The sequence below is a fragment of the Numidum massiliense genome (assembly GCF_001375555.1).
In the GTDB taxonomy this organism is placed as follows: domain Bacteria; phylum Bacillota; class Bacilli; order Thermoactinomycetales; family Novibacillaceae; genus Numidum; species Numidum massiliense.
Genome location: NZ_CTDZ01000009.1, coordinates 2,566,208 through 2,580,186, shown reverse-complemented (window position 1 = coordinate 2,580,186; position 13,979 = coordinate 2,566,208). Strand labels below are relative to the sequence as shown.

At 49.8% G+C, this 13,979-nt stretch carries 12 protein-coding genes; 4 read left to right on the top strand and 8 right to left on the bottom strand.

Annotated elements, in window-relative coordinates; translation table 11 throughout:
- Positions 1-177 precede the first annotated feature (177 nt).
- Positions 178-300, top strand: a complete 123-nt coding sequence (locus tag BN1247_RS18430; protein WP_261796042.1) for a hypothetical protein — start codon at positions 178-180, stop codon at positions 298-300.
- On the opposite strand, the gene BN1247_RS12130 is transcribed toward BN1247_RS18430, so the two are convergent.
- The 3 genes from BN1247_RS12130 to BN1247_RS12120 all read right to left on the bottom strand — a co-directional run bounded on the left by BN1247_RS12130 (position 297) and on the right by BN1247_RS12120 (position 3,651).
- Positions 297-1,367, bottom strand: coding sequence for a hypothetical protein (locus tag BN1247_RS12130; protein ID WP_054950627.1), 1,071 nt, complete (start codon positions 1,365-1,367; stop codon positions 297-299). The genes BN1247_RS18430 and BN1247_RS12130 overlap by 4 nt on opposite strands.
- Before the next feature lie 2 nt (positions 1,368-1,369).
- Positions 1,370-2,737 (bottom strand): c-type cytochrome, encoded by a 1,368-nt coding sequence (locus tag BN1247_RS12125; protein WP_054950626.1) that lies wholly within the window; start codon positions 2,735-2,737, stop codon positions 1,370-1,372.
- Positions 2,738-3,378: 641 nt separating this feature from the next.
- On the bottom strand, positions 3,379-3,651 hold the full coding sequence (locus BN1247_RS12120; protein WP_054950625.1) for an acylphosphatase: 273 nt from the start codon (positions 3,649-3,651) through the stop codon (positions 3,379-3,381).
- Positions 3,652-4,236: 585 nt separating this feature from the next.
- Here BN1247_RS12120 and pflB point away from each other — a divergent pair.
- On the top strand, positions 4,237-6,495 hold the full coding sequence (gene pflB, locus BN1247_RS12115; RefSeq protein WP_054950624.1) for a formate C-acetyltransferase: 2,259 nt from the start codon (positions 4,237-4,239) through the stop codon (positions 6,493-6,495).
- Positions 6,496-6,643: 148 nt separating this feature from the next.
- A complete protein-coding gene (pflA, locus tag BN1247_RS12110; protein WP_054950623.1) occupies positions 6,644-7,378 on the top strand; it encodes a pyruvate formate-lyase-activating protein in 735 nt (244 codons plus the stop codon).
- Between the two features lie 293 nt (positions 7,379-7,671).
- On the opposite strand, the gene BN1247_RS12105 is transcribed toward pflA, so the two are convergent.
- Positions 7,672-8,025 carry a DUF5665 domain-containing protein gene (locus tag BN1247_RS12105; protein ID WP_054950622.1) on the bottom strand — a complete coding sequence of 118 codons (354 nt, stop codon included), beginning with the start codon at positions 8,023-8,025 and terminating at the stop codon, positions 7,672-7,674.
- Positions 8,026-8,267: 242 nt separating this feature from the next.
- On the opposite strand from BN1247_RS12105, the gene BN1247_RS12100 reads away from it, so the two are divergent.
- Entirely contained in the window at positions 8,268-9,041 is a 774-nt protein-coding gene (locus BN1247_RS12100; RefSeq protein WP_054950621.1) for an MBL fold metallo-hydrolase, read from the top strand.
- 28 nt (positions 9,042-9,069) lie between these two features.
- On the opposite strand, the gene BN1247_RS12095 is transcribed toward BN1247_RS12100, so the two are convergent.
- The 4 genes from BN1247_RS12095 to BN1247_RS12080 all read right to left on the bottom strand — a co-directional run bounded on the left by BN1247_RS12095 (position 9,070) and on the right by BN1247_RS12080 (position 13,962).
- Positions 9,070-10,620 (bottom strand): type II CAAX endopeptidase family protein, encoded by a 1,551-nt coding sequence (locus tag BN1247_RS12095; RefSeq protein WP_054950620.1) that lies wholly within the window; start codon positions 10,618-10,620, stop codon positions 9,070-9,072.
- Between the two features lie 143 nt (positions 10,621-10,763).
- Positions 10,764-11,144, bottom strand: coding sequence for a globin domain-containing protein (locus tag BN1247_RS12090; protein ID WP_054950619.1), 381 nt, complete (start codon positions 11,142-11,144; stop codon positions 10,764-10,766).
- A gap of 219 nt (positions 11,145-11,363) precedes the next feature.
- Complete coding sequence (locus tag BN1247_RS12085; RefSeq protein WP_054950618.1) at positions 11,364-12,227, bottom strand: 2-oxoacid:ferredoxin oxidoreductase subunit beta; 864 nt, start codon at positions 12,225-12,227, stop codon at positions 11,364-11,366.
- The gene (locus BN1247_RS12080) at positions 12,187-13,962 is read right to left on the bottom strand and encodes a 2-oxoacid:acceptor oxidoreductase subunit alpha (RefSeq protein ID WP_054950617.1); all 1,776 of its coding nucleotides are present in this window, start codon (positions 13,960-13,962) and stop codon (positions 12,187-12,189) included. Before BN1247_RS12080 ends, BN1247_RS12085 begins: the two co-directional genes overlap by 41 nt.
- Positions 13,963-13,979 lie beyond the last annotated feature (17 nt).

The window sequence follows — 13,979 nt, the reverse complement described above, 5'->3', positions numbered from 1 at the left end:
CATTAATTCCGTGCTACTAATTCTTCGCTGCGTTTGACTTAGGTTGGCGGGTGAACGGCACGCTTGGAGAGTGGTGGAAGGTATCCTGATATGATCGAGTACTTTGAGTGGCGTAGGACAAAAGAGCCTGCCACCAAAGTCACTCACATCGCGTAGGCTTGACATGGAGGGGCGGGCATGATCGGCTGGGGCGCGATCGGCTGGGGCGACATGTGGTGCATCGCCCCAGCGCAAGCGCTAGAAATCATGCCCGTAGAAGCTCTATGTCAAGCCGTCAGCGGTGTGATTCATTCATGTTAGTTAAGTAAAGATTCGCTCGTTACCACTGAGGTGGTGCGGGGTGTCTCTTTCTGATATGGGTCTAAATAAGCTTCACGCAATTCATGTCGCATCCAACCCATCAGGCCGAGTACTAAAATAAACGCGGCGAGTGACAAGGCCAAATATGGCTTCTTATCATTCTTCATCAGTAATGCTAAGAAAAAGATGAGTAACAGTGTCACTAAGATCGAACCTATGAACAAACCGGTAAGCAGAGGATCGTCTCCCATATACAGGAGCCGAATCTCGCGGTCAAAGCTCATGAAGAGCCACGTCCCTGCGACGAGTTGCATGGCGGTCGTCCAGATCATTACTTGCAAGCCGAGTTTTTTTCCTTGACGGTGGACCAAGGCCTTCACTATATCGTCGCCATTCGTTGCATCAGCTTTTTTTTGCGAGCGGTTATTCCAAAAATACAGATAGATTCCAGCGACGGCAAAACTGGCTAAAATAAAGTGAACATAGCGTTGCCATATTTGCGGATAATACACCAGCCCGTGGAAAAATCCTTTGGAGCCTTCCCACATGTCTGGATAGAGCATAGACACGACATTGACAATAAAAATGAGCGGGACGAACAAGAGGAGTAAACTGCCAACTCCACCAATCAATACGTGAGCCATTTTTTTCCCGCCCGCCTGCATTTTTCGCCACGAAAATTTATAGGCATACAAGATGAGAAAGGCGGAGATTAACAAAATAATGAGAGATAACCACGCCTTACCAACTAAAATAGTTGAAGGGTAGAAAAACTGGGTGTATATGACACTGATCAGAAGTAATGGCGCCACACCGAGCACGACAGCAATACTTTTTAACACAGAGGTGTGATGGGCCAATTGGGCGGCGAGTGCATCGTGTTCTTGCTTTTTCGTAATCATCCCCTTGATTTCTTGAAACACGGCCATAGCTGACGAACCGATCGTAATATTGACAAACAAAATATGCAGTAAAAAACTGACCACAATAAGCACTTCAAAAAAACCGACATTTCCGGGGATGGCTAATTCAATATCGTTAGGGATGAGGGAACTTTCCAGAAACATCGTCATTCGCCCCCTTTAGCTTCAGTTGATTTGTTAGCATCAGTTGATTTGTCTTTTTTCTGTTGGTCGCCATTAGAGACCGTTTGCAAAAAGTGAGCCAAAGCGGCGCGCTCCTCTTCCGTTCCGGCGAACGGCGGCATGAACGGTCTAGCTTCATGAAGTGAACCAATATAGTTGTCGATTACTTCTTCAGACCAGCCCGCGAGTCGGTTGGAAAAGGCTCTTCTTTCCCGCCAGCCGTCCACCGTATGACAGGCGATACATTGGCCTACATACAGCGCTTCACCGGCTTCGTACCTGTTATCTGCGGTCACTTCCTTGACTGGTGCAAACGTAGAATTCGCTAGATATCCTTCTTTTTGATAACGTTCGACATCTTTCGCAAGCACGCCGTTGGCATACATGTAGTCATAAATGATAAATGGCTTGCGCACGGATTCGCGTACCGCCTCAAATTCGGCAATAAAACCGATCGAAGCTCCGAAAACGGCAAGTGATAAAATAAGCGGAACCTTCTTTGGCCTTCGTGCCATCCAAACAGTAAACACGATGAATGTCGCCAATCCGAGCAAATTGACCCAACTAAACATACTTTTGCTCATTCCGGTCGACCAGACGATCAAATCGTACGCTTCTTTTGGAATGCGGGACAAATACCACACCCCAGTAAGTAAAATACCCGGTAAAGCGATTGCATTCCAAAGCCCAAACACTTTAAAGATGTCTTTTTGTAGCGGTTTATTTTTCATAAACAATTTAAGCGGCAAGCCAATGAGCGCCGTTGCCAAGACGATGGCGATAAACGTGCGAAACGCTAACGAAGGAAGGTATGTAGGGTTAAAGAAAGCGTTCCAGAACGAAAGGGTATCGGTCCATTTCCCCGGAGTTAATTTTGCCGATAAAATTCCCGTAATAATTGCTGCTGTAATCCAAGAGAAAATGGCCAGTGCGATTCCGATGCGGTTATGAATGACCCGCTTCGCCCCTTGCCACTTATCCCATGTGTAATAATAGATGATAAGTAGGACGACTTCTGTGACGAAGACAATCCATTCTACAAACCAAGCCCAAAAGAAAATACGTAGTAACGACCCTATGGAGTCGGGCTGAATGACGGTCGTGGTAAACCAAATCCCCACCCCCGTCACCGCTCCTACTGTTGTCGTCAAAATGAGTATCCACTTACTAAACTTTCGTGCAACTGCTAAGAGGCCGTCGTTATTTTTCTTTATTCCTACATACTCCAGCGACACCATCAGCGTCGTCGCGCCGATGGCCACGCCGTGACTAATGATGACATGGATGATGGCAACGATTGCAATAACGGTACCATTTCCAAGCCATGGAAATTCAACGACTGGAAAGTTCATGGTCGTTTCCTCCTTGTGTTCCAGTAATTGGGATGCTCGATGGCATGGTAATAAAAGCTCTCATCAGCTCTCCCTTCCTCTCTGATAGGTTTTGATACAATATGATTTAATTTGTTACATACTAACAAGATTAGTGTAGCAGCAATTGTGGTTACCGGGTAGGTTTAAGATTTTACAAAATGGTGACGATATTAGACCGCTGTCGCCGCTTATTGTGGTGGGTGGTAAAATCAGAAACAAGGGGTTATGGAACTACATCAGTGTTTCAGTTGTCATTGACTTTGAATGTGGGAACACACTAGAATAGTTATAGAAATCAATTATTAGTGGACGATTCTAGGTTTTTAAATGAGGGTAATTGGGGGAGATTAAGAAGAAATTCGTCTTCGCAAAAAGTTAGTGATACAAATTTTGAAAAAACAAGAAGTGGCTTAATGTGCTCGGATTTCCACGAAAGGACTGCGTGCACAATTGCTCGGGGCTACGGCAAAGTAATGTAGAGATGATGAGCAAATCGCAGATCAATCGTGATAAATGTGCCATGGAACACCCTAAGGTGAATCTCACGAAGGCGACGTCATCCGCTGCACGCTAGCCCCGTACGAAAGCCAAAACGTTTTTAGTGGCAATGGAGGGAACCGTCAATATTTGAGGCGAAAGGACCGGTAGTTTTTGAGCTGATCTGTCGTACGGACTTGGACGTGCTGCACTTTGGAAAAAGGGCTGCCTTTTTTCACACGCTCAATAAAGCGCTTTAACTGTTCTGACTCTCCTTGCGCTTCGATTTCAACCGTGCCGTCGACATTGTTTTTAACCCAACCGGTAATCTCCAGGGACTGGGCTTGTTGCAACGTGAAGTAACGGAAGCCGACACCTTGGACGTGTCCGTGAACGAGCAAGTGCGAACGGATCATGTGAACACACCCCCAATATCATTATACCAGTATCATTATATATGAAAACGGGTGTGTTCAAAGCGATCACGCTAATAAAGTGGGGAGGGAAGGGTACTCCAAATATACGCAAACAGAGAGGAGTTACAGGAAAAAGTCGAGTTATTTAATATTAGTGTTTAAAAAATACACCAAAAGGGAACAGACAAGTATAACCTCACGTGGGCGGTGGAAACCCGCTCGAGCCTCATCCGGTTAATCCCGGATTAATTTCCTACCTAATAATCCTCTTTTGGACAGTCAGATTTGTCCGACCTGCCTCGTGGTAGGTTTATTTTTTTGTATCAAATGTAGACTATGTGATCATCTTCACATAACTGTCATGTCGCTTACATACATTAGATGATACAATATATGTGGATATAATAAATGTCCCTAAGACACCATTTTTACTTGTCAGCCATATTTTCGCTCACACATCAAACGTTGCTGTGACATGTTAATCATTTTGTGAAGTAAATCACATATGAAGATAGAAAAGAAGGTTATAGTGGGAATAGGGCTGCACGGTGCACATCGCGATGACTATGCGAGGAGGAATGGAACATGGGCAACAAATTGGCCGAACGGTCGCTTAAGACCGCATGGGAAGGATTTAAACTAGGGGAATGGACAGAATCGATCGACGTTCGCGATTTTATCCAGCAGAACGTGACACCGTACACGGGTGACGAACAATTCCTCGCTCCGGCAACGGAAAACACGAACAAGCTATGGGAAAAAGTTATGGAACTGATGAAACAGGAACGCGAAAACGGCGGAGTGCTCGATGCCGATACGAAGACGGTATCGACGATTACATCCCACGCTCCCGGATATATTGAGAAAGACCGTGAAAAAATCGTCGGTTTACAAACAGATGCACCACTTAAACGGGCAATCATGCCGTTTGGCGGCATCCGTATCGTCAAAAATTCGGCCGAAGCTTACGGTTATGAGCTCGATCCGGAAGTAGAGAAAATTTTTACTGAATATCGAAAAACGCACAACGACGGTGTGTTTGACGCGTATACGCCGGAAATGAGAAAGGCGCGTTCAGCGGGAATTATTACCGGGCTACCTGACGGCTACGGTAGGGGCAGAATCATTGGCGACTACCGCCGCGTCGCACTATACGGTATCGACTTTTTGATCGAGCAGAAACAAGCCGATTTGAAAGTTTTAGAAACAGACGTCATAAGCGAAGATGTCATTCGCGACCGCGAAGAGATTGCAGAGCAAATTAAAGCACTGAACGAATTGAAGCAGATGGCCGCTTCTTACGGGTTCGATATTTCTAAGCCGGCGGCAAATGCGCGCGAAGCGGTGCAATGGCTCTATTTCGCCTACCTCGGTGCGATTAAAGAGCAAAATGGGGCAGCGATGAGTCTCGGACGCACGTCGACTTTCCTTGACATTTACATCGAAAGAGATTTAGCTGCAGGCCGCATGACCGAAGCTGAAGCGCAAGAGCTCATTGACCACTTTGTGATGAAACTACGGTTGGTGAAGTTTTTACGTACACCGGAATACGACGAATTGTTCACTGGCGACCCGACGTGGGTGACGGAGTCGATCGGCGGCATGTCTCTCGACGGACGGACGCTCGTTACGAAGAACTCGTTCCGCTTCCTGCACACCCTCGACAACCTCGGCCCAGCGCCAGAACCGAACTTGACGGTCCTCTGGTCGACGCGCCTGCCGGAAAACTTTAAACGTTACTGTGCGAACATGTCGATTAAGACGAGTTCGATTCAGTATGAAAGTGACGACCTCATGCGCGTCGATTACGGCGACGACTACGGGATCGCTTGCTGTGTATCAGTCATGCGCATCGGGAAACAAATGCAGTTTTTCGGAGCGCGCGCGAACTTGGCGAAGGCACTTATTTACGCCATTAACGGCGGTGTCGACGAAAAGTCGAAGAAGCAAGTTGGACCGGCGTATCGGCCGATTACTGCCGATGTTCTCGATTACGACGAGGTCATGGAAAAGTATGACAAGATGCTCGACTGGCTCGCAAAGCTGTACATGAATACGTTGAACGTCATTCATTACATGCACGATAAGTATTGCTATGAGCGACTGGAAATGGCGCTGCACGACCGCGAAATTTTGCGTACGATGGCATGCGGCATCGCCGGCCTGTCTGTCGTCGCGGACTCGCTAAGTGCGATTAAATATGCGAAGGTAAAAGTGCTTCGCGACGAAGATGGGATCGCGACTGACTTTGAAATCGAAGGCGATTATCCGAAATACGGGAATAACGACGACCGGGTCGACAGTATCGCTGTCTGGCTCGTGAAGACGTTCATGAATAAATTGCGCAAACATCCGGCATATCGCAACGCATGGCCGACGCAATCCGTATTGACGATCACGTCGAACGTCGTGTACGGTAAGAAAACCGGTAGTACGCCCGACGGGCGCAAAGCGGGCGAACCATTCGCGCCGGGGGCAAACCCGATGCACGGCCGCGACCAAAAAGGGGCGCTCGCTTCGCTGAACTCGGTGGCAAAAATCCCGTACTGCGACTGCCAAGACGGTATTTCCAATACGTTCTCGATCGTGCCGAATGCACTTGGGCGAGAAGACGAGTCTCGCGTCGATAATCTCGTCGCTATGCTGGACGGTTACTTTGTACAAAAGGCGCACCACCTAAACGTGAACGTCTTTAACCGCGAAACGCTGCTCGACGCGATGGAACATCCGGAAGAGTATCCGCAATTGACGATTCGCGTGTCCGGTTATGCGGTGAACTTTATTAAACTGACGCGCGAACAACAAATAGAAGTGCTCAACCGCACCTTCCACGAAAGCATGTAACACGTCGCGTTTCGTGTGACTCTCCTGAGTCAGGGCAGGCTGGGGGTTCGTTTGCCCCCAGCCCTCATTTTAGACAAGTATAAATTAGACAAGTATAAAGCAGAGCGAGCATGGGATCGCGAGATATTTTCCGAAGGTGGTGTACAACGTGAAGGCAAGAATTCATTCCGTTGAATCGTGTGGGACAGTAGATGGCCCCGGCATTCGTTTCGTTATCTTTTTACAAGGGTGTTCGTTGCGCTGTCATTACTGCCACAACCCGGACACGTGGAACGTACGTGGCGGCCACGTCGTTGATGCAGGAGAACTCATTAAAGAAATGGAAGGTTATTTGCCGTACATGAAGGCGTCGAGCGGCGGTGTGACGTTGAGCGGGGGCGAACCGCTCTTACAGCCCGATTTCGTATTGGACTTCTTCCGTCGCTGTAAGCAGCTCGGCGTGCACACCGCGCTCGATACGAACGGGTTTGCCCAGCCGAAAAACATTGCTGACATTTTGCAGGTGACCGACCTCGTCTTGCTCGACATTAAGCACATCGACGAGGCGAAGCATCGCGAACTAACCGCGCAGACGAATCGCCATACACTCGCTTTCGCGCGGCAGCTGGACGAATTAGGAGTCCCGGTATGGATCAGACACGTGCTCGTGCCGGATTATACGACTGATGAGGCCGATCTTGCCCGGCTGGGTGAGTTCATCGGGAGCTTGAGTAACGTGCAGAAGGTCGAGGTACTTCCTTATCACAAAATGGGTGAGTACAAGTGGAAGGAACTCGGCCTAGAGAACGTATTGGTCGACACGATGCCACCTTCGGAAGAACAGGTCGCTCGCGCGTACGAATTGCTAACGGCTCACCTAACCGAAACATCGACCGCATCGTAATAACACTAAGAAGCTGAAGAAACCGAAGAAGCTGAAGAAGCTAGAGCTGCAACTGCAACGCTGCGGGGTGGCTTAGATCGATTAACATACTTGCGCAAGAAGTCTCCCGCTTCTACAAGCGGTGAGATGAATGGCGTGTCAGACGAGGGAGGGGTGTTTTTATCCCCTCTTGCAAGTCTGACCATTTTTTAGAATCGTTGTTGCCTTATTTGGATCGCCTATTTGCTTGTAACCGTGAATCTGCCTCGGTTTTAGAGTTTGAGTTTGAAACCCCAAAAGGGACTCTCACCCACTCAATATCCATACCTGTTGCCGCCGAACGAGCGGATCATTTCCATGAAACCGCGAATGTAATCGCCTATTACGGGGAGGGAAATGAACTCCCTAAGAATTAAAAAAAAGAGTGCTAAAACGACGGTCGTGCCGACGGTGAGCCCTAAACCGCGCGCTACACCGGCGATGAAATTTCGCCACAGCAAACGGCGCGTATTCGTTACCGACATGAGGATATCGCGTAAATTGTAGGCGTGAATAAGTTTTTCGAGGCGGGATAGCTGTGCCCCCACATCTTCGAGCTCAGTCTTCACATCGCGTGTGATTACTGTTAAGTGGGGTTTTTCTCGTGGCGCTTTCTTTAGTTGATTCACTCCCACACCCTCCTCTTTTACGTATAGAACCCGTACCACAGTATAAGAAAGGTGGACAGTGAATATGCGGAGAAGTTTACGAGACGAGCTTTTTGGCCGTCAGTTGTGAGTTGTACAGAAAATTATGAGGGAGAGTGGTTTAGAGAGAGAGCATATTTTGCAGCCTAAGTTGCAGTTGCTTATAATGAAAGTATTCTTATTGGAAAAAAACGACGTGAACTGCAGAGAAAGGGTAGTGGACGATGGACTGGCTCATTTTTTTAGGGACGGGAGATTCTATGGGGGTACCGCGTACTTACTGTGACTGCGACGTGTGCCAGGAGGCGCGGTCGACGTGCAAAAACGCGCGTTTACGTAGTTCGGTCATGTTGCAAACGGAGGAAGGCGAGCGGCTCCTCATCGACTGCGGGCCGGACTGGCGCGCGCAAATGGAACGGTTTAGTGAGCGGATCATTTCTCGGACGTTACTCACACATCCGCATCACGATCATATCGGAGGCCTCCCCGACTTGGCTGATGTGGCGCGATGGACGGAGCGCAAAATCGACGTCTACGCGCCGGAGTGGGTGTTAAAAGTCGTTCGGCGACAGTATCCGTGGACGAGTAAAAGCTTGCGTTACATTCCGTTCGATGAGTACCTTGTCGTTGCTGGCTGGCGTATCAAAGGGTGGACAGTCGATCACGGGCGTAACGGAGAGTCGACGGCGTACCGCTTTGAACGAGATGGTCGCAGCTGGGTGTATTGCCCCGATTCGATCCATATGAGCGAAGCGCAATGGCAGCCGATGAAAGGTGTCGACTTGCTCGTGCTCGGGACGAGCTTCTGGCACGAACAAGCCGACGTACACAAGCGCTCCATTTACGACGTGCAAGAAGCGCTATCCCTAATTGAGGCAGTCAGTCCGAGGAAGGTGTGGCTCACACACTTATCGCACGGCATTGATGTCGTCTACAGGCAGAGCCAATTACCCGACGGCGTACACTTCGCCGCCGACGGCACCATCGTGCGCGTCTAACGGTGGATGGCACACGGTGTCCTTACGGTTAAATACTTCCGCCGTCCAGTGGTGTCGCCGGGTAAGCAGCGGGGGTGTCCCGCTTAGCAGGAATGAAGCATAGTAACAACGGCACGAGTAACAACAATAACGTGGACGCGTAGTCTCGCGAAAACGACATTAACGTGAGACTACCGATCAAACAGTTGAACAAATAGTGCGCGATCATCGACACGAGTAAGCCGTACTTTTTGTACACAAAGTACAAAACCGGTCCGACAAAAAACGTTAATTCAATAACGCGCAAGTACCACGGGTGCACGTTGTACCCTAAATGGGCGATCGCCCAAATGAACGACGTGGTCAAGGCGATAAACAGTTGGTTATTCCACACGCGGCGCACGACGAACTCGCCGAATTTACGGTACATAATCTCTTCCGAAATAGCTGCCGTAATGCCGATGAGAAACGGTGTCAGCCACAGCCACTTCGCATCTTTCAGCATTAAAAAGGTGTCTTCGCTACTGCTCCAAATGTCAAATAGGTGATTGCCGACCGTATAAAAAATGAACGAGGGCAAAAATAAGACAATGGCGAGGAGGTACCCTTGCAATACTTGTTCCCGTATACGGTTGATGCGTGCCGGGATGCGATTCCACAACCGGTCGCGTTTTTCGTATACAGTGACCAACGCGAAGAAGACGATGGCGCCACTCAAAAGTCCTTCGATCACCCCGATCAAGTTCGTCATAAACAAGATGCTGAGCACGACGACACTTAAGCCGATGAGCAGTGGAAAGGTAAATGACAACCGTTGTTCCGTAGCCTTAAGGACAAGCATAATGAGTCCTAATACGAAAATAAGCGTCATATACAGCAGCGTAGAGCCTGCGTTAAGCAAAAACGTCAAGTTTTTTTCCGTTAGCGAAACAGTGTACGGTTCAGGGACGTCGAGTTTTGGATAATAGCCAGTAAAATTGCCGTTATAAGTAAAAACCTTATAAAGCAGCGCCCTGTCGCCGACGAGCGGCTCGTTGGAAAGGAAATGGTGAATCGCGATTCCTTTGTCCGTTTGCTCGTCGCGCACATACGATAGCCTCTCTGTCAATCCTTGATCGGCGAGCCATGCCTCAGCCGTGTCTAACCCGGAAAGGCCGAAATCATGAGCGTCTGTCACCAGGTCAGGGTTAAAGAAGCCAATGATTTTCCCCGTGTCGAGATCGACAAAGTAATCGGCAGTCATAATTTTTTTGTCGTCTTCGCTGTCACCGACATACGTGCTGTAGGACACCTTCCACATCGAAATCGGCGGCAAATCAAAATGTTCATCGTTCATTTTTGCGTCGTCGTTCGCCGCAAGAAAATGCTCGGATTCATGATTGATAAATAACTCCGCGGACAAATAGTCTTTGTCGAGACCGAGGTCGAGGTTGTCCGCAGAAAAATCGATGACGCGCTCGATCGCTTCCTCTTCACTTACCGCCGGAAATTTCGAATGGCCGATAGAGAAATAGGAGTTGTCGACGAACCCGCTGTAAAGGAGAAAGAAGAGTAACGTACAGGCAGATACTAACAGTAAACTTTTATTTCTCTCAAACATTCGCTTCCTCCTCGCGCCATCTTTTTATTTGTGTTTTGTATATGAAAGCGGCTACCAATATAAGCTACCGATATAATGCCGCTATAGGCTGCCGCTGCTAAAAGCTACGTAGCTACAAGTCACAATGCTAAAAGCTACCGCTTTTAGTCTGTGTTAACCATGTGCCCAGCGACTTGCGTCAAGCGCGCATACATGAAGGCACGTATGTCGCCGCTCAAACCGACGTCATCCATCGCCCCAGACATGCAAGAAAGCCATGCGGCCGCTCTTTTCGGAGTGATCGGGAACTTTAGGTGGCGTGCGCGCATCATCGGGGGTCCGTACGTTTCTGCGTACAGCCGCGGACCGCCAAAAAACTGTGTGAGAAACATGTACTGTTTTTTACGCGTTTCGGTCAAGTCTTCCGGGAATATTGGGATGAGATCCGGATGTTTGGCGATGCGGTCGTAAAGGCCGTTGACTAAAGCCTCGAGCGTCTTTGCACCCCCGATGAGTTCGTACACGGACGCGGATTGTTCACTCATGGCATTCTCCCCTTTCCATTTCCTATCATAACATAACGCGCGTACGGATGCGGGCAAAAAAAAAGACGGTCTCCCCCGGGAAACCGCAATAAAAACTACCGATTGTTCATTTAGTAAGGGCTTTTCGTTAATAACCTTCCTGAAAACTGGCGGCGACATCAGCGGCAAACCGTTGCTTGGCGCTTCCGCCCTAACCGACAATGCGGCGGCTGTGCGTCGTTACGCGTATTCGGCGAGCAGGTCGTTAAACGTGTCTTCGCCAAGCGTTAGGTCTTGCTCGGCGATCGGCGCTTCCGTTGCATTTGGGAGCAGATCGGTGTACGACGGCCGCTCCTCCTGATAAATAATACCTGTGCACAGTCCGTTCGTCGCCAGCACTTTTTGCATCGCGGCCGCTTTGTCCGTCGGATCGTACGCGTCATCTTCTGATAAACGGACGATGTTTTCCCGGAAATAGTCGTACGTGTTAATTTTGTTGTACGTGACACACGGACTAAACACGTTGATCATCGAAAAGCCGTTGTGCTCGATACCATTAGCGATAATTTCCGTCAGTTCTTTCGTATGGCCGGAAAACGCTTGCGCTAAAAAGGTAACACCAGACGATAAGGCCAACTGTAGGGGCTCGATTTCCGCCTCCAAAGAACCTGCTGGCGTGCTTTTCGTTTGAAAGCCTTGTGCGCTACGCGGTGATGTTTGTCCTTTGGTCAAACCGTAAATTTGGTTGTCCATGACGATGTACGTGATATTGACGTTGCGGCGTATCGCGTGAATCGTGTGGCTCATGCCGATTGCAAAGCCGTCGCCGTCGCCGCCGGCGGCGATCACGGTCAGATCGCGGTTCGCTAACTTAATCCCCTGTGCTGCGAGCAGGGAGCGCCCGTGTACGCCGTGGAAGCCGTACGCTTTCATGTAACCGGATATTCTCCCTGAACAGCCGATGCCGGAAACGATCGCCATCTGTTCTGGTTCCAACCCGAGGTTTGCTGCCGCACGCTGTAGCGCTGCAAGAACCGAGAAGTCGCCGCAGCCAGGGCACCAATTAGGCTTCACGGAGGTACGAAAGTCTTTCACTGTTGCCACTTGCATTCAACTCCTTCACGTGTTCGCTAATTTCTAACGGGAAGAACGGGACGCCATCGTATTTGACGAGACTGAAGATGTGATCGGTTGCGCCGACTCGCTGTTTAATTTGTGCCGCTAATTGGCCAGTCGCGTTACTTTCGACGACGAGCACGCGTTTGTAGCGTTCAACTAGCTCTTTAACTGGAACCGTCGGGAACGGCGAGAGCACGCGAATTTGCGCTTGGCTCGCTTGAATGCCAGCTGCCGACAGTTGCGCCCGCGCTTCGGCTATCGTTCCCATCGTCGAACCGAAACCGACGATGAGCCAATCGGCGTCATCCGTTTCCTCTACAACGACACTGTCGGGAAGTTCGACGCCTTCTAATTTACGCATCCGCTTGTTCATCATTTTTTGTCGGTTGTCAGCGCTCTCGACAGGACGTCCGATGTCGTTGTGTTCCACGCCAGTGACGTAGTGCGTGCCGCCTTTTTGCCCGGGGATCGCGCGTGGCGAAATGCCGTCTTCCGTGTCGGCGTAGCGGTGGAAGTAACCGTTGTCGTCTGTCAGCTGAGCCACTTCTTCGTCAGAGAGCAACTTTCCTCGTTCAATCGTCACTTTACAGTAATCAAGTTGTTCGACTGTTTGTAGCGCCAGTGAAAGCGCGAGATCAGTGAGTAAAATAACCGGGACTTGGTATTCGTCCGCGTAGTTAAAAGCGCGAACCGTATCGTAGAAGCATTCTTCTGCCGTGCTCGGTGCAAGTACGATGCGCGGAATTTCACCGTGCGTCCCGTAAAGTGCGGCATTGACGTCGCTTTGTTCATTTTTCGTCGGCAATCCAGTACTCGGACCACCGCGTTGCGTATCGATAATGACGAGTGGCGTTTCGGTCATGCCGGAAAGGCCGATCGCCTCCATCATAAGTGACAGACCAGGGCCGGAAGTCGCCGTCATCGCGCGGGCACCGGCGTACGAAGCACCGATCGCCGTAATGGCGGCAGCAATTTCGTCTTCTGTTTGGAGGACGACACCGCCGTGGTCGGGCAGTTGCTTCACTAAGTGTTCCATAATATCGGAGGCGGGTGTAATTGGGTACGCGGGCATCACGCGGCAGCCGGCGGCGAGTGCCCCGAGCGAAACGGCGTCGTTCCCCATCATTAAGAGGCGCGATGTACCGTCGGCAGGCGCGAGCGCCATGTTTAGCTCTGGGTTCAACTGTTCGAGCGCCAGTTCTCTTCCTCGTTTAATCGCTTCCAAATTGGCACTGACGATTTTGTCGCCTTTGCGGGCAAATTGTGCGGTGATCATCTCAGTGAAGATATCGGGATCAACGCCAATAATCGCCGTAGTGGCACCGATCGCGACCATGTTCTTCATGATGCGAGTGCCTAGTTCCTCGGCGATTTTCGTTAGGGGGATATCGATCAGTTGTACGTCGTCCCTCGTGACAGACGGCTTAAACTTACTGTCACCGATCACGAGACCGCCCGGCCTTAGTTCGTGGGCGTTCAAATCGATCGTCTCTTGGTCAAAGGCGACGATCATGTCCAGTGCGTCCGCATTCGCTAACAGTGGGGCCGTACTAATTCTTACCTTGTAATTGCTGTGCCCGCCTTTAATGCGCGAAGAGAAGTGACGGTATCCGTAAATGTAGTAGCCTTGTCGGTTGAGAGCTTTCGCAAGGATCGAACCGGTTGGATCTATACCTTCCCCCTGCTGCCCGCCAACCATCCAAGACAGTTGCTGTAACATGCGTTTAACACTCCTCG

What these genes read in the sequence shown, in the direction of transcription:
- BN1247_RS18430 (WP_261796042.1), top strand. Translation starts at nt 178, where the DNA reads ATGATCGGCTGGGGCGCGATCGGCTGGGGCGACATGTGGTGCATCGCC.
- BN1247_RS12130 (WP_054950627.1), bottom strand. Translation starts at nt 1,367, where the DNA reads ATGTTTCTGGAAAGTTCCCTCATCCCTAACGATATTGAATTAGCCATC.
- BN1247_RS12125 (WP_054950626.1), bottom strand. Translation starts at nt 2,737, where the DNA reads ATGAACTTTCCAGTCGTTGAATTTCCATGGCTTGGAAATGGTACCGTT.
- BN1247_RS12120 (WP_054950625.1), bottom strand. Translation starts at nt 3,651, where the DNA reads ATGATCCGTTCGCACTTGCTCGTTCACGGACACGTCCAAGGTGTCGGC.
- pflB (WP_054950624.1), top strand. Translation starts at nt 4,237, where the DNA reads ATGGGCAACAAATTGGCCGAACGGTCGCTTAAGACCGCATGGGAAGGA.
- BN1247_RS12100 (WP_054950621.1), top strand. Translation starts at nt 8,268, where the DNA reads ATGGACTGGCTCATTTTTTTAGGGACGGGAGATTCTATGGGGGTACCG.
- BN1247_RS12095 (WP_054950620.1), bottom strand. Translation starts at nt 10,620, where the DNA reads ATGTTTGAGAGAAATAAAAGTTTACTGTTAGTATCTGCCTGTACGTTA.
- BN1247_RS12090 (WP_054950619.1), bottom strand. Translation starts at nt 11,144, where the DNA reads ATGAGTGAACAATCCGCGTCCGTGTACGAACTCATCGGGGGTGCAAAG.
- BN1247_RS12080 (WP_054950617.1), bottom strand. Translation starts at nt 13,962, where the DNA reads ATGTTACAGCAACTGTCTTGGATGGTTGGCGGGCAGCAGGGGGAAGGT.